This window comes from Bacteroidota bacterium (assembly GCA_020402865.1).
Taxonomy (GTDB): domain Bacteria; phylum Bacteroidota; class Bacteroidia; order Palsa-965; family Palsa-965.
Window position 1 is genome coordinate 26,180 of record JADBYT010000021.1, and the last position, 23,635, is coordinate 49,814.

Annotated in this window: 17 protein-coding genes; 4 read left to right on the forward strand and 13 right to left on the reverse strand. The window is 47.1% G+C overall.

Annotated features, from left to right (window positions below; translation table 11 throughout):
- Nucleotides 1-130: 130 nt before the first annotated feature.
- The gene (locus IM638_14345) at nucleotides 131-2,851 is read left to right on the forward strand and encodes a gliding motility-associated C-terminal domain-containing protein (protein MCA6364214.1); all 2,721 of its coding nucleotides are present in this window, start codon (nucleotides 131-133) and stop codon (nucleotides 2,849-2,851) included.
- Nucleotides 2,852-2,965: 114 nt separating this feature from the next.
- Nucleotides 2,966-5,668 (forward strand): gliding motility-associated C-terminal domain-containing protein, encoded by a 2,703-nt coding sequence (locus IM638_14350; protein ID MCA6364215.1) that lies wholly within the window; start codon nucleotides 2,966-2,968, stop codon nucleotides 5,666-5,668.
- Nucleotides 5,669-5,683: 15 nt separating this feature from the next.
- On the opposite strand, the gene IM638_14355 is transcribed toward IM638_14350, so the two are convergent.
- Entirely contained in the window at nucleotides 5,684-6,913 is a 1,230-nt protein-coding gene (locus IM638_14355; GenBank protein MCA6364216.1) for a GTP-binding protein, read from the reverse strand.
- A gap of 141 nt (nucleotides 6,914-7,054) precedes the next feature.
- Between IM638_14355 and IM638_14360 the strand changes: the two genes are divergently transcribed.
- Nucleotides 7,055-7,447 (forward strand): transcriptional repressor, encoded by a 393-nt coding sequence (locus IM638_14360; GenBank protein ID MCA6364217.1) that lies wholly within the window; start codon nucleotides 7,055-7,057, stop codon nucleotides 7,445-7,447.
- Nucleotides 7,448-7,455: 8 nt separating this feature from the next.
- On the opposite strand, the gene IM638_14365 is transcribed toward IM638_14360, so the two are convergent.
- The 4 genes from IM638_14365 to surE are packed head-to-tail and all read right to left on the reverse strand — an operon-like array spanning nucleotide 7,456 to nucleotide 10,822.
- Nucleotides 7,456-8,625, reverse strand: a complete 1,170-nt coding sequence (locus IM638_14365) for a SpoIID/LytB domain-containing protein (GenBank protein ID MCA6364218.1) — start codon at nucleotides 8,623-8,625, stop codon at nucleotides 7,456-7,458.
- Nucleotides 8,622-9,725: a lipid-A-disaccharide synthase gene (lpxB, locus tag IM638_14370; protein MCA6364219.1), complete on the reverse strand. Its 1,104-nt coding sequence runs from the start codon at nucleotides 9,723-9,725 to the stop codon at nucleotides 8,622-8,624. The genes IM638_14365 and lpxB overlap by 4 nt, the downstream gene beginning before the upstream one ends.
- A 4-nt stretch (nucleotides 9,726-9,729) precedes the next feature.
- A complete protein-coding gene (locus tag IM638_14375) occupies nucleotides 9,730-10,023 on the reverse strand; it encodes a hypothetical protein (GenBank protein ID MCA6364220.1) in 294 nt (97 codons plus the stop codon).
- A 4-nt stretch (nucleotides 10,024-10,027) separates the two neighbouring features.
- Nucleotides 10,028-10,822: a 5'/3'-nucleotidase SurE gene (gene surE, locus IM638_14380; protein MCA6364221.1), complete on the reverse strand. Its 795-nt coding sequence runs from the start codon at nucleotides 10,820-10,822 to the stop codon at nucleotides 10,028-10,030.
- Nucleotides 10,823-11,010: 188 nt separating this feature from the next.
- Between surE and IM638_14385 the strand changes: the two genes are divergently transcribed.
- Complete coding sequence (locus tag IM638_14385) at nucleotides 11,011-14,160, forward strand: UvrD-helicase domain-containing protein (protein ID MCA6364222.1); 3,150 nt, start codon at nucleotides 11,011-11,013, stop codon at nucleotides 14,158-14,160.
- Nucleotides 14,161-14,257: 97 nt separating this feature from the next.
- Here IM638_14385 and IM638_14390 read toward each other — a convergent pair whose 3' ends face one another.
- The 8 genes from IM638_14390 to IM638_14425 all read right to left on the reverse strand — a co-directional run bounded on the left by IM638_14390 (nucleotide 14,258) and on the right by IM638_14425 (nucleotide 23,269).
- On the reverse strand, nucleotides 14,258-15,196 hold the full coding sequence (locus IM638_14390; protein MCA6364223.1) for a nucleotide-binding protein: 939 nt from the start codon (nucleotides 15,194-15,196) through the stop codon (nucleotides 14,258-14,260).
- Nucleotides 15,197-15,199: 3 nt separating this feature from the next.
- On the reverse strand, nucleotides 15,200-16,165 hold the full coding sequence (locus IM638_14395) for a caspase family protein (protein MCA6364224.1): 966 nt from the start codon (nucleotides 16,163-16,165) through the stop codon (nucleotides 15,200-15,202).
- Nucleotides 16,166-16,268: 103 nt separating this feature from the next.
- Nucleotides 16,269-16,901 (reverse strand): response regulator transcription factor, encoded by a 633-nt coding sequence (locus IM638_14400; protein ID MCA6364225.1) that lies wholly within the window; start codon nucleotides 16,899-16,901, stop codon nucleotides 16,269-16,271.
- Nucleotides 16,902-16,911: 10 nt separating this feature from the next.
- A complete protein-coding gene (locus IM638_14405) occupies nucleotides 16,912-18,984 on the reverse strand; it encodes a tetratricopeptide repeat protein (protein MCA6364226.1) in 2,073 nt (690 codons plus the stop codon).
- Nucleotides 18,985-19,067: 83 nt separating this feature from the next.
- Nucleotides 19,068-19,427 (reverse strand): hypothetical protein, encoded by a 360-nt coding sequence (locus IM638_14410; protein ID MCA6364227.1) that lies wholly within the window; start codon nucleotides 19,425-19,427, stop codon nucleotides 19,068-19,070.
- Between the two features lie 216 nt (nucleotides 19,428-19,643).
- Nucleotides 19,644-20,147, reverse strand: coding sequence for a GNAT family N-acetyltransferase (locus IM638_14415; protein ID MCA6364228.1), 504 nt, complete (start codon nucleotides 20,145-20,147; stop codon nucleotides 19,644-19,646).
- A gap of 125 nt (nucleotides 20,148-20,272) precedes the next feature.
- A complete protein-coding gene (locus IM638_14420; GenBank protein ID MCA6364229.1) occupies nucleotides 20,273-22,123 on the reverse strand; it encodes a PKD domain-containing protein in 1,851 nt (616 codons plus the stop codon).
- 471 nt (nucleotides 22,124-22,594) lie between these two features.
- Nucleotides 22,595-23,269 (reverse strand): hypothetical protein, encoded by a 675-nt coding sequence (locus IM638_14425; GenBank protein MCA6364230.1) that lies wholly within the window; start codon nucleotides 23,267-23,269, stop codon nucleotides 22,595-22,597.
- Nucleotides 23,270-23,635 lie beyond the last annotated feature (366 nt).

Below are 23,635 nucleotides of genomic sequence, written 5' to 3' on the forward strand. Positions count from 1 at the left end.
ACAGGCACGTGCAACCAGCGTTTGGCTGCATGAATTGATGAATAAAGGATGTATGCATAACGTGCACAGTTTATCTGAATTGCAACATTGTTTTTTATTCCGCGCCAAATGGCTGCTGATAACAGGCTTTATGCTGTTGCATCTTGCAGGTGTATCTCAAAACGGCACATGGACATGGATTTCGGGTGATACACTGAGTGCTTCACCGGGCGATTTCGGCGTGCAGGGTGTTCCTTCTCCGACCAATGTTCCGCCAGCGTTGTATGAAGCGGCAGAATGGACCGATTTAAACGGAAATTTCTGGATTTTTGGCGGCTCCAATATTTCTACCCAAAATGCGTATTCGGATCTCTGGAAATTTGATCCGGTTTCGCAACTCTGGACATGGGTAAAAGGGTCGTCGATTCCGCTGATGCCGGGAACTTATGGTGTACAGGGAGTGCCCTCTCCGCAAAACAACCCGGGGTATCGCGAACGCGGCTGTGTAACCTGGGTGGATGCCGCCGGCGATTTATGGTTGTATGGCGGAAGCGGTCCCGATATAAATGGATTCGACGGTACATCAGACGAGCTTTGGAGGTATCAGATTTCAACCAATGAGTGGACATGGATGAAGGGTTCGGGTAACGCCAACCAGCTTGCCATTTTTGGCACATTGCAGGTTCCGGCTCCGACAAACAATCCACCCGGCATACACGAAACAGCCTGCGGCTGGACAGATGCCGCGGGCGATTTCTGGATGTATGGTGGCGAGGGAACGATCACTCCTAACGCTCATGATGCCATGTGGCGCTACAATATAGCTACCAATACCTGGACCTGGATGAGCGGGCAAACGATATCTCCGGTCATGCCTAATCATGGTGTACTTCAATCTCCATCGCCAAGTAATACGCCCGGATCGCGTCGGGTGTATGCACATTGGGAAGATTTGCAGGGAAAATTCTGGCTCTATGGTGGTGCCAGTTTTTTCGGACTTTGCGGTGATCTGTGGATGTATGATCCTACTACATTGGTTTGGACATGGATGGCCGGAACTCCGACAAATGCCAATTTCACAAACTTTACTACACAATGTACACCGGGCAATGAACACCCGCATGCGGTATATGAAAACCGTGCAAACTGGCGCGATGAATGCGGACGTTTGTGGTCAATGACCGGCGTTGCATCAGACAGTTCACAGAACCCCAATAGCCCGCAATCAACCAGTACCAGCACGCTCTGGTGCTTCGATCCGCTTACTAATCAGTTTGTGTGGGTAAGTGGCCCCACGGCTGCCGGCGTGGCTGCCCATCATGGCACGCAGGGTGTGCCTTCTGTACTTAACCGCCCGCCGTCGCTCATGGGTACTGTTTCGTTTACCGGCGCCAACGGCGATTTCTGGCTCTGGGGCGGCGTTGAGTTGTATGGCGGTGCAGCAGTAAAAAACACCCTCTGGCGTTATCAGAAGGATCCCAACTGTCCGCGCTTCCCCCTGCTCGACTCCATTGCTGCAAATCCGGCCGTTTCGGGCTGTGCGCCATTCACCGCTCAATTATCAAGTGTGTACACTGCAAACGTGAGTTACTTCTGGGATTTTGGCGACAGCACAACACTTGCCGACACGGCTGTTACGGCATCTGCCTCGTACACGTTTCAGCAACCCGGTGTGTACACGGTTACACTGATCACTACAAGCCTGAACAGTTGTTATCTCGGCGCCGATACATCTTACCTTACCCTTACCGTACATCCTACACCGCAAATCAATCTGGGTAGCGATACCACAATTTGTTCACCACCCGTAAACCTGCTGCTCGATGCAGGCAATGCCGGAGCCTCCTACGCATGGAGCACCGGAGCCACTTCACAAACCATACAGACAACTGCAGCCGGGATATACAGCGTAATAGCTTTCTCCGGCCCCAACAACGTGTGCAGCGACGAAGACTCAATTACAATTACACTTCCTGCACAACCCGACCTCGGCAGCGATACTGCAATTTGTGCCGGACAGTCGCTACTGCTTAATCCGGGCATTACAGGCAGCCAGTACAACTGGAGCACAGGCGATACAACAGCCACACTACTTGTAAATACAGCCGGTTTATACACTGTGCAAATCATCGCTCAGCCCTGCACACTCAGCAGCAGCATGACACTGAGTATTACACCGCTGCCTGTGGTAAATCTGGGCTCCGACACAACACTCTGCCCCGGCGATACATTGCAGCTCAATGCACAAAATGCAGGAGCAACCTATGCATGGAACAACACAGCCACCTCGCAAACAATTGAAGTTACTGATGCAGGCAGCTATGCCGTGGTTGTAACTGCACAAAACTGCAGCGCCTCCGATTCGGTGCGCATCAATACCATGCAGGATGTGGACTTTGACCAAACAGCCACACTTTGCGGCAGCAGCAATGCGCTGGTGCTTGATGCCGGAAATGCAGGCGCAAACTTTATCTGGAGCACCGGCGAAACATCGCAAACCATCACCGTGCAACAAGCCGGCACTTACTGGGTCACAATTAACGCACCGCCCTGCATACTTACCGATACCGTGCAGGTAAACGGAATACTTGGCGAAGGACTTGTATTTGTGCCAAACAGCTTTACACCCAATGCCGATGGCCTCAACGACCGCTTCACCGCATCGAGTGAAAACTTCACACAGTTTCATCTGATGATTTTTAACCGCTGGGGCGAACTTATTTTCGAAACGTTTGACACGGCTGGCTGGGATGGTACATTTAAAAACGAAATTGCCAAAGGCGATGTGTATGTGTATAAACTATCGTACTCGAATATCTGCACAGGCAATCAGGTTATCGGCAAGCTGGGGCATGTAACACTGGTGCGTTGAACGGCACATCGTGTTAAGTCTGCAGTTTTCCGGCATTTAACATTAATACGTACCTGCATTTTGAACTCTTTTACATAACTGGTGTTTACTTGTTGAACCCAATTTAACATTCAAATGCCCCGTAGCCTCTTTGTATTTTGCACACTTCTCATTACATGCACTGTTTCTGCACAAAACGGCGTGTGGACATGGATCGGAGGCGGTAATTTACCCAATCAGGCACCGGTATTCGGCACTCAAACTATACCTGCGGCAGGCAACAGGCCTCCGCCGGTTTACGGCGCAGCTTCGTGGACTGATCTGAACGGTGATTTCTGGGTGTTTGGCGGTTTGGATAATTCGGCAGTAACGTCTTACTGGGGTAATCTCTGGAAATTCGATCAGGCACTGGGACAATGGGCGTGGATGAAAGGGCCGAATGTGTCAGATAATTCTGGCGTATATGGTACTCTTGGTGTTCCTTCACCGCTGAACCAACCGGGGGCGCGTGCATTCGGGGCATCAACCTGGACAGACAATGCGGGCAATCTTTGGTTATTTGGCGGGTTTGGCATTGATGCTACCGGCCTGCAGGGTGAAATGAACGATTTCTGGAAATTTGATATTACTACCAATGAATGGACATGGATGGGTGGCAGTCAGAATATTTACGGTGCCGGGAGCTTTGGTACGTTGCAGGTTCCATCGCCCGCAAATATGCCTTCGTACCGGTCAGAAACCTTAGCCAACTGGAAAGATGGTGCCGGTAATCTCTGGCTGTTTGGCGGCACCTACTATGATGATATGTGGCGTTTTGATCCGCTTACCAACACCTGGACCTGGATGGCAGGCAGCAATGTAACAGGTGCGCTTGTTGTGCATGGCACACTTGGCGTTTCGTCGCCCGCCAACACACCGGGGCAACGCTGGGCATACGCCCACTGGACCGATCAGCAGGGGAAATTCTGGCTTTATGGCGGATTGCTTAACAGCACTACGCTCATGGGTGATATGTGGAAGTTTGATCCGGTAACGCTTGAATGGACGTGGATGGCGGGCAGCAATTTGCCTAACGATTCAACTACTTTTACTCAGCAATGCACCCCGGGCGGTTACCCCGATGCCACTTATGAAGGTCGTTCGTTCTGGACTGATGCTTGCGGAAGATTCTGGAATGCACACGGAGGAAGTATTTTTGAAGCAGAAAACCACATCTGGATGTTTGATCCGGTGACCAATCAGTTTTCGTGGATAAGCGGTGCGCTTAGTCCGGCCACACCCGCAAATTTTGGAACACAAAATGTACCTTCGCCCGCTAATTATCCGCTTGCCTTGGTGGGGACAGCGTCTTTTAACGATTTGAGCGGCAATCTTTGTTTGTATGGCGGCATGGATGCGAATACAGGATTTAGCTACAACACCATCTGGCGCTATCAGATTGACCCGGTTTGTCCGGGAACCAATGTTACGGCGCAGTTTAACGTTTCACCCGGACTTTCAGGTTGTGCCCCGTTTACCACCCAATTTACACCGGCAGTAAATTTGTATTCCGCATACACCTGGAATTTCGGCGATACAGCCACCACAGCCGATACAAGTAGCCTGATTTCTCCGGTGTGGACCTACACACAGCCGGGCACATATACGGTAACGCTGATTACTTCGGGCCTTTCGGCCTGTGGTGGAGGCAGCGATACGGTTTCTGCCACAGTTACCGTATATCCGCAGCCCCAGCCAAACCTCGGCAGCGATACCACCATTTGCATTGGCCCCGTTAACCTGCTGCTCGATGCCGGAAATTCCGGCAATAGCTACCTCTGGAATACCGGCGCTACCACACAAACGCTGGCCGTGAATGCGCCCGGCATCTATTCCGTTACTGTTTCTGCAGGCCCGAACGGACTTTGCAGTGTGCAGGACACCATCGTAATCACCCAACCCGCGCAGCCCGACCTCGGCGGCGATACCACCCTTTGCGCCAACCAATCGCTCCTGCTCGATCCGGGTGTTACCGGTACACAATACAACTGGAGCACCGGCGCCACAACGCCTACAATTACGGTTAATACTGCCGGCTTGTACAGCGTGCAAATCATCAACCCGCCCTGCACGCTCAGCAGCAGCATGAACCTGAACATAACACCGCTGCCGATAGTGAACCTCGGCGCCGACACCACACTTTGTCCCGGCGACAGCATTCTGCTCAACGCACAAAATCCGGGCGCTATGTTTTTATGGAGCAATGCGGCCAACACACAAAGTATCACCACCGCCACAGCAGGAAACTACGCCGTAACCGTTACCGCACAAAACTGCAGCAACAGCGATACAATAAACATAAACACCAGCGCAGCACTTACTTTTGATGAAACCATATCGCTCTGCGGCAGTTTCAATGCGCTCATACTGGATGCCGGTAATCCCGGAGCCGGCTTCCTCTGGAATACAGGCGAAAACACACAAACCATCAGCATTGAACAGCCCGGCACCTACTGGGTTACGGTAAATGCTCCGCCCTGTGTACTTACTGATACCATTGAAATAATTGGAAATATTGGCGAAGCTGCAGTGTACATCCCCAACAGCTTCTCGCCAAACGGCGATGGTCTCAACGATAACTTCAGCGGCTACGGCGAGAGTTTTACTTCCTTCCGCCTCCTCATCTTCAACCGCTGGGGCGAACTCATTTTTGAAACCACCGATCCGGCCGGCTGGGACGGAAATTTCAACGGCACAAAAGTTACCGACGATGTGTATGTGTACAAACTCAGCTACACCAGCGCCTGCACAGGTGGTAAATTTGTGGACAGGCTGGGGCATGTAATGTTATTAAGGTAAGCAATTAGTTGCATACTATTGTACTTCGCTCACCGGCTGTGCAACAGGCACCGGCCAATCGTCACTAAGCCCGATGCCTTTCCACATGCGTGCTATTTCGGCTTCGTTTGCAAGGCATTGTTCAAGATCGGCGCGTATTTTTTGCTCGTCCATTTGCTGGCCAATAAATACAAGCTCATTTATTCTGTCGCCAAAATTTGTATCCCAGCGGCTTTCAATCTGCTCTTTATTATTTACAAATGAAGCAAAGCCGATACGTTCACCGAAAGGCATACTCGCCCACCACACGCCCGCACTGTCGGCCCGCAGCGAGCCTCCGGCCTGGCTCCACGACATTGCCTGCTGCGGACGAGAAGCCAGCCAGAACAAACCTTTGCTGCGCACTATATTGTCGGGAAATTGAGCATTCACATAATTCCAGAACCGGTCGGGATGAAACGGCCGGCGTTCCCGATACACAAAGGAACCGATACCGTATTCATCCGTCTCCGGGGTATGATGGTCTTTTTTCAATTCTTCAATCCAGCCCGCCTGCTTTTCCGCTTCTTCATAATTAAACAAACCTGTATTAATTATTGAACCCAATGGCACTTTCCCAAATTCCGACCGTATAAAACGCGCACCGGCATTGAGTTTGCGCAACATTCGCTCAAGCAGATCAACCGATTCTTTCTCTATCAAATCGGTTTTATTCAGCACAATCACATTCGCAAACTCAATCTGATCGGTCAGCAAATTCACAATGGTGCGGTAATCGCCATCCATATCGGTAAGTGCACGGTCGGCCAGCGTTTCCGCACTTCCGAAATCGCGGAAAAAATTATAACAGTCAACCACGGTTACCATGCAATCAATGTAACTGAAGCGGCTCAGATCAATATTCTTTTCCTCGTCGGCAAATGAAAAAGTCTGAGCCACAGGCACGGGTTCCGAAATACCCGTACTTTCAATAAGCAGATAATCAAACCTGTTTTCTCTGGCCAGCTTTTCCACTTCAGTCATAAGGTCTTCACGCAGTGTGCAGCAAATACATCCGTTGCTCATTTCCACCAGTTTTTCTTCCGTGCGCGATAAACTGGTTTCCCGCTCCACAAGCTGCGCATCAATATTCACCTCGCTCATATCATTCACAATCACAGCCACCTTTAAACCTTCTCGGTTATTTAGCACATAATTGAGTAAGGTTGTTTTCCCGGCTCCCAAAAAGCCGCTGAGCACTGTTACCGGAAGTTTTGTTTGTATCATAAGCTCTTTTTTGTTTAAGAGATTCGATTGTAAGCGATTGTATGTATCAACAATCTTGTTAACTTGCATTAAACACCAAAACGCAACAATGTTGCAAATATAAGTCGATTACTTAATTTTGCAACTTAACTGCATTAAGACATGTTAAAAAAACGCGAAACATCGGGAAAACGGCAGGTAATGCAAATTCTTGAGAACAGCCAAACGGCGTTAAGTCAGGATATGCTGGAAAAAAATCCTGCCCTGAACATAGATCGCGTTACCATTTACCGCATTCTCCGGAGTTTTGAGGAAGACGGCAAGGTGCACCGGATTATGGGTAATGATGGGAAAGCCTATTATGCCTGTTGCCGCAATTGCAGCGAAAGCCACGCCCATCATTTGCACTATCATTTACACTTCCAGTGTAATTCGTGCAATAAAGTAGAGTGTCTTCAAACGGAAATGACAATTCCTTTGCCTGAAAACTATCAGGTAATTGATGCCAATATTGTACTTAGTGGTATTTGTGCCGGCTGTCGCTTAGCGGGCTGAACAACCTCTTACTCCTGCTCTTCTTCTCTGAAAAATGCGAGGCGGGAAATATGCACAATATCCACGCCTTTGTAATAGTACGTAAGTATATAACGGAATTCAAACCCCTTGCGGGCCATATTAATGGCGCCTTCCTGACACATGCCCACACCATGTCCGTATCCTCTGCCACGAATAATCACTGAATCGCCCGATTCAGTTACATTGAAATAGGCCGATTTTAATTGCCAGTCGGTGCGCAGGTTTTTGTAGGCAATGCGCACACCGCCGTAGCTGAAAAAGTTGGTGCGCGAATTTTGTTTCATGTTGCAGGCCAAGCGGCAGGCCACACTGTCTTCAATCGGATACTTATAGCGTTGGGCAAGTCCGTTCAGCCAGTCGTCTTTAGCGATACGTCGTTCCCAGGTGGCGTGTGGCATACCGTTACAAAAACTATCGCTTCGTCCGCGCAGATAAGGCAGCGTGCCGCCCCACACATCTTCCGAATTGGCGGTTTGTCCGCCACAGTTGGAGTGAAAGGCCGCCGTAATCAGTGTAAGACCTTTATCAACAAGCACCAGCCCGGCGGTAGCCTGCGCGGCGGCCGTAATTTCCGGGTGCGAAGTACGGCTGCGATACACCTGGCAATGCACACCATCGCACACGTCAAAACCTTCGGTAATATGCCGTCCAAGCTGCGCAAGCGCATACGTGCGGCAAAGAATGGCCTGCACCTTATAAAACTCGCTTCCGCCCTGTCCGCCTGATTCCGACTCCACCACGCCACACACATACGACTCCAGTTCCACTTCGTTCCGGCAATGCAGGTAATTATCGCGTATGGAAATGCTGAGTTGCCCGTCGTATGTGCGGGTACCGGAAAGCGGCTTGATGGGTTTTATTTTAAATATACAACTGTCGGCAAGCGGCTTCAGCACAAAACTCGCAAAGCGTCCGAGTGTATCGCCCGGCACGCGCACTTCAAGCGAATCATTCACCATAATCAGCTGAAAGGCTTTTGCGGCGAGCGAGTCAGCCTGGCGCTTGCCATCGAGCAGCAGCATAAAATTGCCCCGCGAAGCCGATACGGAAACAACCTGCACCTTCATGGTGGAAAGCAGTTTCACATCAACCTCATGAGCGGAAAGTAATGCGGAAAAAAGCAGGGTAAACAGAAATGATAAGGCGGGTCGGGTCATTTTTTCTGAAGTTCGAGAATAAGTTGTGCAGCTTTGGCCGAAGCTCCGGCACCGCCAAGTGCTGTTCGCAAAGCTTCATAACCCTCAAGCAGTGCAGCGCGTTTATCGCCCCCGGCTACAATGCGGCGAAGTTCGGCAGCCATGTTTTCGGCAGTCATTTCATGTTGTATCAATTCGCGTACCACCTCACGGTCCATCACCAGATTCACCAGCGAAATGTATTTCACGTTCACCAGTCTTCGCGCAATCTGATACGAAATGGCACCCGCTTTGTAACACACTACCTGCGGTACTTTAAAAAGTGCCGTTTCAAGGGTAGCGGTGCCGGAAGTAACCAAAGCCGCATGGGCCTGGCTAAGTAAATCGTAGGTGCGGTTATGAATCAGTTCGGCCTGTGTGCCCTGCATCATACTTCGGTAAAAAGCTTCGGGTTGCGAAGGAGCACCGGCCACCACAAACCTGTATTCCGGAAACTGCACCGCGCATTGCAGCATAACCGGCAGTTTGGCTGTAATTTCCTGCTTACGGCTTCCGGGAAGCAAGGCTATAATAGGTTTACCGTTGTCGGCAACAGCCGGATCACGTGTAATTTGTGTGACCGCGTCAAGCAGCGGATGGCCCACAAAATGCACCGTATCGCGGTATCCGAACGAGGCATAAAAGTCTTTTTCAAAAGGTAAAATTGTAAGCACGGCATCGGTACCTGCCACAATTTTATGCACTCGCTTTTGTTTCCATGCCCAGATTTGCGGCGAAATATAATACACCACTTTTATGCCCAGCGCCTTTGCAAACGGGGCAATGCGCAGGTTAAAGCCGGGATAGTCAACCAGCACTAGCACATCGGGCTGCCACGCCGCAATATCATTTTTACAGGTATCAATATTCCGTAAAATGGTGCGCAGGTTCATCAGCACTTCAGTGAAACCCATAAAAGCCAGTTCGCGGTAATGTTTCACTATAGCACATCCCTGCGCGGCCATGAGATCGCCACCAAAACCACGAAACTGCGCCGCTTCGTCGCGCACCCGAATTTCACGCAACAGGTTGGAAGCATGCAAATCGCCCGAAGCCTCGCCGGCTATGATATAATACTTCATCGGCTTAGCTTAGAAATTTTCGATATACCACCCAACCCGCATACGCCATTGTGGCAAACATCACTCCGCGCGCACTCTGGTTGCGGTTTGTCCAGAGAAAAATAAAAAACACCGCCAGATTCGAAATCACACACAAACTCAATGCAGGCACCAGATTACGAAACCGCTCGAAATACTCAATGAATCCGGAAAATGAGGTCTGGCTGCTGTAAGTAAGCGCATAAAAAAGATAAAGCGTGATGAGTGGTGTAATCAAACCAACCGCAATACCGATGAGAATGTGATCGAAACGTTTCATGGTGTCAGGGTTTGATGAGCGGAACGGAATTCATGGCAGACAAACTGCCCAGGGCGGCATGCGCTGTAAGATCAAACTGAGCCGGCACAACTGACACATAGCCGTGATGCAGCGCCCATACATCAGTATCATCCGCATCGGGTTCAAAACTCTCAAAATGGCCGGTGAGCCAGAAATAAGTTCGTCCAGAAGGATCTGTACGCTCATCAAGGTCTTCAATCCATGAAGCACGGCCCTGACGGCATACTTTAACGCCTTTAATTTCGTCGATATGCAGTTTGGGGATATTTACATTCAGGCAAACGCCTTCGGGCAATCCGCGTTCAAGTACCTGCGCAATAATAGTTGCCGCTGCGGCTTTGGCGGCAGTAAAATCGGCTTCAATGGAATGATTGAGCAACGAAAAACCAACAGCCGGTATGCCTTCAATTGCAGCTTCAATTGCAGCCGACATGGTGCCTGAGTAAATAATATTGATGGAGTGATTGGCACCGTGGTTGATACCCGACACACAGAGATCGGGCATGCGCGGCAAGAGTTTATTCACAGCCATCTTCACACAATCAACCGGTGTGCCGCTGCAACTCCATGCTTCGGCACCGGCATGCGCATTTACTTTATCTACACGCAGTGTGGAATTAATGGTAATGGCATGCCCCATTCCCGACTGCGGTTTATCGGGCGCTACCACCACCACATCGCCAAACGAGCGGGCCACTTCCACCAGCGCGGCAATACCAGGCGCATAAATACCATCGTCGTTGGTAACAAGGATGAGCGGACGCTTTTGTGCTGTCATTTTACAAAAATAGGGAAAGCCCCACCATCCAAACCGGCCTGAATCAGGAGTAATGAAGAGCAGAATGTTGATAAGGGCAATGTACCGGCCGCCCATGCCGGGCATATCCGGCTGTGTAGATGATGCATGGCACGAACAGCGCACCCGGAAACCGCCCCGCCATTAACAGAATACCGGTACATTTGTGCGTGCAAAATTTCACCGTTTACAAATCTTCGGCCGGATCGGGTAAAACTTTTACACTGGTAAAGGAATACCTTAAACTGGCATTGGCCGACGAGGCCGATCCGCCGCAGGTGTACAAGCATATTCTGGCGGTGACATTTACCAATAAGGCCGCGGCAGAAATGAAACAGCGTATCATTTCGGCCCTCAAGGAATTGTCGCATGCACAGTCGGGCAAACCCTCTGCCATGGCTCAGGCGCTGGGCAGCGAACTCCTGCTCGACCCGTTTACACTGGCCGACAGGGCGCAACGTGTGCTAAAAGCAATTCTGCACAACTATACCGACTTTGCCATTGGTACCATTGATGCGTTTGTGCACAGGATTGTGCGCGCCTTTGCATTCGACCTGCACCTGCCTGTGAACTTTGAAGTGGAAACCGATGCTGACAAGCTGTTGCGGCAGGCGGTTGATCTGCTTATCGGCCGCATTGGCAGCGACGAACAGCTTACCGAAGTGCTCGTGCAGTTTGCCGAAGCCAAAACGGAAGAAGACCGCAACTGGCAAATTGAACAGGAGCTGCTCACTACGGCACGCCACCTGCTTGGTGAAGAAGGTGCTGCCAAAGCCGAGCGCCTGCGTAATCTTTCGCTGAACGACTTTCTCGGGTTCCGCGATACACTGCGGAAATCAACCGAAGCATTCAAAACCTTGATAAAACAAACAGCCGCAAAAGGTGTGCAGCACATTGAACTTTCGGGGATACCGGTTTCGGCATTTTATCACGGCAGCAGCGGAGTGCCCAAATGGTTCGACGATCTGGCCCAAGGTACGCTTGAAAAGCTGGCCGATTACAGCAGTTATGTAAAACATAGTTTCGAAGAAGACAAATGGTATTCGGCCAAAACGCCGGCGGCGCAAAAGGCGGCAATTGATGAACTGAAGCCGCAACTCAGCGAACTGTATGCAAAGCTGCTGGCCTTACGCGATAAGCATTACGGCACGTATTTAATACACACGCTGCTGCTGAAAAACATCTATGCCATTGCCGCACTCAACGAAATAGAAAAACTCATTTTCAGTTTCCGCGCCGATCAGAACATTGTACATATTTCTGAATTCAATCGGATTATTTCAAAAATTGTGTTTGCCGAGCCCGTGCCGTTTATTTACGAACGCCTGGGCGAACGCTACACCAATTACCTGATCGACGAGTTTCAGGATACATCGGTGCTGCAATGGCAAAACCTGCTTCCGCTCATTGACAATGCTTTGGGAGGAGGAAATTTCACGATGCTCGTGGGCGACGGGAAACAGGCTATTTACCGCTGGCGCGGCGGCGAAGTGGAACAGTTTGCCCGCCTGCCGTATGTGAAACAGGATGCCGAAAACGAAATTATTGCTGATCGCCAGCAAAGTTTAATACGCAACTATCGCGGGTTGCAGCTTGCCCGGAATTTCAGGAGTAAAACTGAAATTGTACAGTTTAACAATGCACTTTTCCGCTTGCTGGCGCAGGATTTAACGGCAGGCTATCAGGATATATACGATAAGTTAGAGCAGGAATCAGACACCGCCAACACAGGAGGCAGTGTGTGTATTGAGCGGCTTGTACCCGAAAAAGGCGACGACGAAAAAGAGCTTCATGTGCAGCGCACGCTTGAAAAAGTGCATGAATTACGCGCACAAGGCTGGGAATTGCAGGACATAGCCATACTCACCCGTACCAACAACGAAGGCTCGCGCATTGCGGCGGCACTGCTTGATGCAGGTTATCCGGTTATTTCGTCGGAGTCGTTGCTCATCAGCCGCTCGCCTGCCGTTGGCTTTGTGCTGGCGGTGCTGCGCATTATCGAACTTCCGTCTGACGCGATTGCGCGCACGCAAATGCTCGGATTCTTAGTAAATACCGGCCGTATTCACGGCACATTGCACAGCCTGCTGGAGGAAGCTGCAAAGGACGGACTCGCCGCATTACTGCAAAAGCATAACCTTATTTTCAACGAGCTGGTACTGGCACGCATGCCTTTGTATCAGCGTTGCGAAGAAATTATTCGCCGGTTCAGACTGGATAATGAACCAGATGCCTACCTGCTTTTTTTCCTCGATGAAGTGCTGAGTTTTGGAATGGGACGGGGCAATAATCCCGCCGATTTTCTGAACTGGTGGACAGATCGCAGCTACAAGGCTTCTGTGGTAGTGCCCGAAGGCATGAATGCCGTGCGCGTAATGACCATTCACAAATCAAAAGGACTGGAATTTCCGGTGGTAATTTTCCCGTTTGCCAATTGGAAATTCGAAACAAGCCGTAAGGATTTGTGGATTGATCTGGATGACGAGGCACTGCCCGGACTGGAAACTGCAGTGGTTTCTGTAAACGAAAGTTTGCTGCACACTTCTTATGCCGCGCAATATGAAGAAGAGCGCAACAAATCGCTGCTCGATCATTTGAATGTGCTGTATGTGGCGCTTACACGACCTGAACACCGGCTTTATGTTTTTACCGGACGCAGCGGCAAAGATGCAGGCACGGAACTGAAAACAGCGTCAGACTGCTTTGCGCGTTTTCTGACAGCCACCGGCGAAGATGCTGAAGAAACCGTGTATCTTCTCGGCGAAGAAACACCACCTTCGGGGCAGCAACGCAGGCCGGGCGAGTTTTTGAACACCGGCGCTGCAAAAGTTACCGACTGGACCGAGCGCATAAGCATACGTTCACATGCCCGTGAGCTTTGGACAGACGAGAAAGAGCAGCCGGGCGATAAACACAAGTTGCTGCGCCTGCTTCTCAGTCATTGCCGCACAGCTGACGATGTGCAGGATGCTGCCCGCCGACTTGTGCTTGAAGGCGTGGCGGAAGACACACAGGCCTTTCTGCTTGCGCATGAAGCCACTCAACTCATACGCCAACCCGCTTTGCAACCGTTTTTTGATGCCGCCAGCCCTATCAGCTCAAACGCCGAACTGCTGTTGCCTGCATCAGGCAGCATAAAGATTGACCGCGTAACCGACACCGGCGAAAAACTGCTGCTGCTGAATTTTGTTACAGGCATGCCCGCAAAACCGCGAAGAGAAATACTTTTGGCGGCAGCAGCATTGGAAAAGAAGAAAAAAACAGAAGCCTGGTTGTATTTTTTGCAGGACGGGAAGTTGTGTAAGGCCACAGAGGTCTGAGTATTTTCGGAATTATTCTGCATAAAAAACCGGTTCCTGCAAAAGCAGAAACCGGCAGCACACAGCAATCACAAATACACATCGGAAGGAATAAGGATTACTGGTGCATTGGGGTGACATGAACTATTTTTTGGCATAACGTATCACGTGCGATGTAATGTGAAAGTACCCGGGAAAAATTATTCATTTCACGAATTATCACTTCCTCTTTTGATTCGTTATTGCCAAAATAGGTTTGGGGAAAAAGCATGTTAATGGCTGCTTCAATTGCTAAGGGCGAAGAAGGTATTATACAAAACTCAATGCGGTTATCAGGAACACGCAAGTTCCGGTATGCCGCAAATACAGCCCCTTTGCACTCACAAATTATCTTCTTCCATTTTGACTGTGAAAAAAAATAATCAACTGCCGCAAGCGTATGATCGTGAATCGAATTGGAAACTAAAATGTGTAGTGATAACTGTTTAATGTTGGCGCCCAATGCATAATTCGGGAGGTTTTCTTTCAGATACACAACCAATGGCGAAACACAATTAATGTAATACTCATAGGCCAGCACACCCGATGAAAATTTACTCAAAGCCACATTATCCTGTTGTTTCAGAATCTGATTGCGAATAGTATTCACCACAGAAAGTAAGCTCAATCTGTCTTCATCAGCTGCACCGGTATTAAACTTTAAAACTACCACACCATCAAGATCAGATGGCAGTTTCACCTTTTCGTCGCAAATAAGAAATGTGAAATTGTATCCTTTAGCTCCGTCGAAAAGACCAAACTCATACAATACATTATCGCGTGTTGCTGAGTAAATTTCATTTCTGTATGCTAACTTATCATCGGCCGTAGCCACAAATATCCCGAAATCATAATAGTTCAGCGATCGTTGTAGAATTTGACTTACAGTTTCACCACTTCTGAACACGCCTTCGTTCCAAAGTGTGGCATCGAGTTCTGGTTTAAGTAATGTTTTTACTTTTTCGGCTGCTGCGAGCCCCTCTTTCGAGGATCCGATAAATATTTTTAGTGGCACCATAAATCAGAACATTCCTTTTTTCGACATTTTCCAATAAAGTTTCCCGGACAAGGTAAGTTCTGCGGCCCCGTTTCTCATGGCTGCCCAGTATAAGTCTTCTTCCGGCTCGCAAGGTTTAAGCAAACCGGCATCGCGGAGTTTTTTGAACACCTTAAACTTCTTCACGTTTTCAGGATTCATAAATTCTTTCTCCGTTTCCTCCCAGCTTTTATCCATTTTCACCTTCGAATCAGGTGTAATGAATAACTCAGGAAGCCGATGTAGTTCATTTATAGTCAACCGCGTATGTGCTTTCCGAATCAGATGCAACCGGTCTGTATGCGTTTTAAACTGCGGGCGTTGCTGCCAGGCACCAAGCATCTGATCGGCATAATTATATAAACTGGCAGCAGTAACCCGGCCAAGAATATCAGCAGCACCACCATTTAATCCATCACACAGTATTCCGGTAAAAAGCCCGCCATTGCTGTTTTCCCATGAAAGTTCCTTTGGGGAGCTTGAGGTAAGAATTGATAGGCCGGGAGAAAGCAGTGCATGTGGAATATCGAGAGATGAAAAGTTACCTAAATGACCGGCATAGCAGCAATCCAATATCAGTGTAACCTCTTTTATTTTTCGTTTGGCGAGGGCATCATTTGCCAGCGCAAGAAGTTCGGAAACGGGAAATCCCTCATTAAATTTTTCGGGATTCTGAGCCACAAGAAAACCTTCGAGATTATTCTCATAGCCATGTCCTGAAAAATAAAATAAAACACGGTCATCAGGTGTTCGGAACAGGTCGTGAATATTTTCTCTCAGTTTCCTTAATGTTACATTCGTAACGGGTGAAGTAATTAGTTTACAATCATAATTTATAGAACCATCATGATGACGACTCAGTAATTTATTCATTGCAATTGCATCAGGAACGCTTCCTTTAAGCGGTGAAGTGGCATAATCATTAATGCCAACAATTAAAGCACGGGCCATGAGTTTATGAATTAGTGTGGAAGCAAACATCATCAAAACACATTCATAATTTTTCCTCAGTTCCCACTATTTTAAATCCTTAGAACTATGGATTTATTAAAATTTAAGCTAATCCCATTTCCACAGCCTTACGTACAAGGCCAAGTGTACCTTTCACACCAAGTTTGGCAATCAGGTTGCGGCGGTGTGTTTCAACGGTGCTGGCGGCAATAAAAAGTTTTTCGGCAATTTCGGGAGTGGTACATTCTCGGGCAATAAGGCGTAAAATTTCCTCTTCACGCCGTGTGAGTTTCACGTTTTTTATTTCCTCTTTTTTCCTTTTGCTGCTGCGTATTACAGCCATAATTTCCTGACTGAAATAAATACGCCCTGCGGCAAGTTCCTTAATAGCCAGCACCAATTGTTCAGCACCTCTGGTTTTGAGAATGTAACCCGACACGCCCACATCAATCAGTTCATCCACATGTTCTGACTGATCGGAATACGTAACAATGAGAATGGGAATATCAGGAAATTCAATTCGCATGAGTTTGGCCACTTCAATGCCTGAAATTCCGGGCATACCAATATCAAGCACCAGTACATCGGGCATATGTGCTCTTACCAGAGGCAGCACTTCATTTCCGTTGTTTGCTTCGGCCACAATACTGATACTGTCGCCGGCAAGGCTTTTCAGTACATCATTGAGGCCATCAATAAACATTTTGTGATCGTCGGCAATAATTAAGCGTATCATAAGCGTTGGTTCAATGAACAGGAATATCAATTGACACGGATGTTCCGTGACCGGGTTGTGAATCGATGTGGAAAGTGGCGTTAATCTGTGTGGCACGGTTGCGCAAGCTGGTTAACCCAAGTCCTGAGCGCGACTGTGCTTTGGCTGTGTCAAAACCATTTCCATTGTCTTCCACCATAAGGTTAATATTTCCATTTTGGCGCTGAAGCTGAATTGTAACTTCCGACGCATTGGCATGACGCAAAATATTGGCCATGAGTTCGCGCACGATTTGATAAATATTAAACTCGGTAGCTCCGTCGAGCCTGCTGTTCAGGCCGTTTGCATGAAACTCCACCTGAAGTTTATTGAGGCCGTTAATGTTATTGCATAAATTCTCAATGGCTCTCACTAATCCGAAGGTTACCAGTTCGCCTTTATGCAAATCAGCCGCCACAAGCCGCACTTCTTCACAGGCCTCGTCGAGTATTGAATTGGCTTTTTTCAGTTTTTCAAGTTCTTCGGCCGACAGGCTTCCGGCCATATTTTCCATTAAGTTGTAATACAGTTTTGCGGTAGAAAGTTTAACACCGAGGCTATCGTGCAGATCCTGAGCAATTCGTTGCCGTTCTTTCTCTTGTGTTTCAAGCATGGTTTGAACGGCCAGTTGTTCCTGGTTGCTAAGCAGGTCTTCAATTTGCTTTTTGCTTTGCTGATTTCGTTTCTCTACAATCCGGTTTCGATACAATGCAAAAAGAAGGATGAGCAGTAAAATAATTATTACCGTCAGTGCAAGAACAATCAGATTAATTCGCTCGATGCGGGCTTTCTGATGGTCTCTTTCCTTTTCTAATAAAATTCGTTTTGCCTGCTCCTCCTTGTAAGCGATGGCAATTTCAGAGGCTTGCTGCGAAATATATTCAAGTGTATCGCGGAGTGCTCCTCCGCTTGCAGCATATCGAAAAGCCTCTGAATAGTTTTGCTTTCTGGCGTGAGCCTCGGAAAGGCAATCGCTAATTTTCTGAAGCAGAAACAAGTCTCTGATTGAAGCGGCTACTGAATCGGCTTTTACCAGATTTAAAATTGCCTCATCATATTTATTCTGCCTGATCAGCAACCGGCCAATATTAAAGTAGCAAAGCGAAAGCCCCTGTGCATAATTGGTTTTCTGATTAAACTCAAGCGATTTTCGTATATAGGCATCAGCCTGCGAATATTCCCCTTCTTTCTCGTAATACTGGCTGATATTGATCTGCACCACAGCTAATTTATTTTCGAGCTTTAAATCAGAATAAATCGAAATAGCTTTATTAAACGCATTTAAAGCAACAGTATCACGATTTTCCTTGAGGTAAATTCCGCCAAGATGGTTTAGTATTTCGGCCTGATATTTCTTGGTTTTAAATGTGTTGGCAATCAGCAGTGCTTCTTCAAACACACCAGCAGCACGGTTGTTTAAATTTTGTCGTTCATACACCTGCCCCATTCCCTGCAGGGCTTTAAACCGCATAAGGCTGTCGTTTATTCGCTCAGCAGTATCGAGTACCTGCTGATAGAATGATAATGCTTTGGGATAATTGGAACGTTTCAAATGAATATTTGCGGCTCCTACCAACGCCTGCACCATTTGCTCCTTTTTATCAGGCATTGTGCCCCATATCCGGGCAGCTTCATTGGTATAATGTAACGCAGAATCATAGCTGCCTCTGTTTTTCAGGATAACTGAAAGCATATATCGGTCTCGCGCCATGCCGTGCATGTACTTGGCATTATCATCAATTGCCTTTGCGTTACGGTAGTAATAAATTGCCGAATCGGTATTGCCGGTATTTTCAGCCAAACGCGCATACTGACAATAGGCATCGGCTTTGAGTAACCGGGTTTGTGGTGTGCCAGCCTGCGCAATTACCTGCCGAAGTATTTCGCGGCTCTTTGCCGGATCGCCCTCGCGCAACGCATAAGCACTATCAAGATTGCGGGCCAGTCTGGCTGAATCAGCAGAAACGGAAACAGCTGACGAAGGCTGATCAGACTGTGTACAGCCTGAAAGTGATACAATAAAGCTGCAAGGAATAAATAGAAGTATAAACAAGATAAATTGCATGGAAAAGAAATAATGTGGATATGGGAGTTCATACTTATGAACTCCCATAACAGATTGAATGGATCGTGAGGGCATTGGCTGCATTACACAAAAATGATGGGGCGAACCTGATCTTCATTATCGCCCTGACTCACCACCACATTTACGCTGGCAGAAGAAAGCAGTGTGCTGCCATCCTTTACCATTACATTAATTTCACGGGTGGTGCTGAAATCAATGGCTGTTACAGGAATCTGATGGTTTACAAGCGATGCCTGACGCAGCGCAGTGCTGTTTTGCGTTACATAAGCAGTAACTTCAACCGGATTAACTGTAAGATCGGCTGGCAGTGCGTAGGATTGCGCCACATAGCCCGATTTTGAAAACAGTGAGGTCAGGTAAAGGTAGTGTTCAGTACTACCATTTACAGCTTTAGTTACAAGCTGAATAACAGGGTTTTGCATTGACATTGTTGTACGTTTAATTGGTTTACCCAAAATTGAAACAACACCGTTTGTCAATAGTCCCAATTTTTTACGGTTTGCATATCCTCAGTTCAGAGGATTTTTAAAACCGACAAAAGACTGTTCGGGGGCATTCAATTAAAGCATTGAAATATATAAATCTCATTCAGCATAGTTCAGCGTCTGTTGATAAATCAGCCTGAATCAATAGAACTTCTACCCGTTACTTTTCCAGATCATTACAAAATCTTCCATAAAATAACCTTCACCAATATCAAAGTCGGCCACTTTATCAATCACAAACCCCAAACGGAAGTAGAAGTTTACCGACTTGTAATTCTTACGGTTAACCGTAAGTGTCCACTGCTTCAGTTCTGGAAAAAGCGCAGTTGTGGCTGCAAAAACAGCTTTTCCAAGTCCGCGTGCCTGCAAAGACGGATCAATATAAAATTTGTGCAGGAAATAATGCCCTTCCTCTTTTTGTGATACGGCAATGTAGCCTGCTTTTATTTCGCCCGCATAAATCAGGTAAAACAGTTGGCCTTCCTGCATTTGTTTAAGCAGCGCAGGTTCAGAATACATGTTACTGAGCATATAATCAACCTGCTTCTGACCGATAATTTGCGGGTAATGCTGCTGCCAGATGTGTGCCGCCAGTTTGGCTATGGAACTGGCATCGTGTGTGGTGGCTTCAATAAGTCTTACTTCATGCGGGCTCATACACAAAGATGGGTAATGCTGCACAAATAAAAAAGCTTCCGCAGCATCGCAATTCTGAGTAAGATTCAGAATTGCGATGCTGCGGAAGCTCAAAGGCACAACCTATTGCCGGATGAACTGTGGGTTTATTCGATCACGAGCGGCTGCTTTTCGCGCCCACCATCAGCATAATCCACTGCTAGTAAATAGTAGCCGGAAGAAAGGCCATTAAGTTCGATTGTAATTTTACCGGATGCGGCAGCACAGCTTACTGATTTTACAACTTTGCCCTGTGCATCGTAAATAGTAATGCTTTGCGGGTTTTCTCGGCCAGGTGTAATTTCAACACGGTCTTTTGCCGGATTGGGAAATACAAACAAGGTTTGTCCGGCTGGTGTGGTTTGGGCAAGCCGCTGATTAAAATCTCCGGCGTCAACCGAAGTACAATATACATTCATACAATCGGTAATTAAATTACCAAACGGATCGTACACACAACTTATAGCGGTAAGGCACACATTGTAGGTTCCGGGATTGCTGTATGTATGAAAAGTAACAGGCGTAAACGACTCGGTGCTTCCATCACCAAAATCCCATATATAATTGCATAATGTGCCGTTAGTCACGGTGATATCCTGCATAAATACATGGGAATAGCCTGATCCCATTGGCCAGAAGAACGCATTCACCTCGCAGTTTACCGAAGACGGATCGGTTGGGCAAACCGTTACCGGTTTACACACTTGCGTGGTGCAGGCCGGGCCACTTGAGGGTTGTGCCACAATAGTGAGACATACATTGTAGGTGCGTGAAGTAGTTGTAAGGAAAAGATGGCCGGGGTTTTGCTGATTAGAAGTAGTACCGTCGCCAAAATCCCAGTGCCACGAAACCACATTGGTGCCACCTGTATTGGTGCCACTGAAGGCAACCGGATTACAAAGTGAGGTAGTAAAATCGGGCTGTGCATTGCAAGGACAATTTACAGGTGCAATATTTACTGTTTGGGTAGCCATACAACTCTGCCTGAAATCACTGATATGCTTTACGGTAAGTGTATAGGTGCCGGCCAACTGTTCGGTGACATTTGGAATTGAAAAAGCCGAACCAAATTTACTGAATCCATTAGGGCCACTCCAGCTATATACATAATCATTACAACTCAACACAGGCGAGGCACTGAGATTAAGAACTCCTCCGCATTGGGGATTTGTGTTTCCGCTTATGCTAAATGCTGGTGGAGAAGAATTAATAGTGATCCGAACTTTTTGACCACCATCAGCACATATTTCACAGTTTTCATTGGGTAATACTATTAATGCCTCATACTCTTGTGTAGTACACGGACTAACAGTTACTACGGCTCCTTGCGTACTGCTAAGTCCAGGAGCGGGTGTCCATTTCACAATTGCATTTGGTGGAAGATTATTTACAGTAAGTGTAGCAGACTGACACCAGGTTATATTGTTTGTGCTGGCTGTAATAAATGCGCCGGATAAGGTGGAACTAATTTCATTTACTACTACTTTATCCACCTGAATTTCCAACTGATTCATATTGTTTCCCAGGTTTCCGTCGCCGCGTGAAGGATAAATCCATAAGCGATTATAGTTTGATGAAGCCTGAAACTGATACGATACCAGTGTCCAGCTGGGGTAGCTTACCGAGGAAGATGCAATTATCTGCGAGGAAACAGATGGAATGGCATAATTGGCATTGGAGGACGGTGGGGAGTAAACAGGCAGATTATTGGCTGCTTTCACATTCATTCGTCCGTTTGTCTGATTGCCAAAATTGCCATTGTTTTTTACCCAGAAACATACCTGATACTTTTTTCCATTCTCGAAATTGTAACACGTATGTATTCCTTCCCCGATTCCCTCCGCAGCCCACATCCATACCGAACGCTGATTGTTATCTGGAGGGCAATCGGTATTAAATAAAGAGGGATTGCCATGTGATACAAACCATTTATCTACAGTGAGGCTTGGGGAGTTCATCTGGTTCATATTACCGGGTGCAGATATAGACGAGAACCCTCCGTTTTCTATACATGTGCAGCCTTGCGCGCTTGCCTTTTGTGAACCGGCGCTGAGAAAAAGAATCAACAATGCACTTATTGCTGACTTTCTCTGAAAGAAATTATTTGTTTTCATAATAATGTGTTTTTGATGAGAAAAATGAAGCGCGCTTTTGCTTATTCAATATTAAAGTATATGAATAATAAATAGTATTAACTCGTGTTAATTATCCGAAATCATTACTAATTTTAGTTTAACACATACCTGAAACACTTTTTACAGGTCTGATATAAATAAAAAACTCCCGCAGCACCCGTTTTCCTGAATTCGGTTCAGAATAACGGTTCCGCAGAAGCCGAAAAACGCTAACAGGCTCTAAAGGCTTTTCACGGTTAAATCAGCACTGAGGAGTTTGCTGTTTACCGTTTTAGAGTATAAATGTTGTTTTTATTACATCAGCAATATTCGGACAATAGCGGCTCCTCCCATAAAAAGCGAACCTAAAAAAGAAGCTATCATAATGAGCCAACTGAATACAAGAAACAAAACGGATAATCCACTTCCTCCTGTTACGGCTTTGTTGTTTACCTCTTTAACTTCATTAACTACTGATGATGTTCTTTTGATGCCTGCAATGGAAAAAATTAATGCGCTGAGAAATGCAATAAAGGAAATAACTGTAAGCCCAACAAGTAAATAGGTACCAATAGTCAGAATCATTAATACAACGGCAAGTACAAACAGCGTAATGGAAAGCATAAAGTATATTTGCGACCATTTCCGGTTTTCTTCCAGCGAGGCCTTCTTTGCTTTTGAGCGTTCGGGCTTAACAATAAAAGTATCGGCAGGTATTCGCCGTTGAGCTTCTGTAACAAGCTGAACAGTTGTGATTGCATCTTGCTGTGCAGGCTGTATCGTTTCATTGGCCGGTTTGAGGCCATCAGAAGCCGGATAATCAACCACGGCAGTCGTATCGGGAATACCGATATTTTCACTTGTTGTTTTGCAATCCTGCGCAGTGGCATTTGCCGGAATGTTTTGCTGCACATTATTGTGGTTTCCACCAGACTCGGTTGTTGAAATATACCAGCCTTTGCGGTAGCGACGCTTTTCAATATGATTCATGCTACAGCTACCGAGCATTAACGTAAACAGGATGAGTAATGACAGCGCTTTCATTTCTTCAATTATTTAATTCCTTTTGATGATCCAATATACACCAAAATCCCTATACACATAAGACATTGAACAGCTAAACAAATAAATAATGTCAGGAAAAACCGAATCGGAAACTGTGAATAGATGTAGCCGACACCAATAAGCTGTATGAGTTGAATAAACGATAACACAATTAACATATACGAAAGTGCACGAAACTGGCTACCGTTGAAGGAAAACTGTTTCAAACTGAATTTTATCCTTTTCATTTTCCTGATGTTCTACTTTTTTCGCATTGCGGTGGCCGGGTAATATGCCACATTATTAATTTTT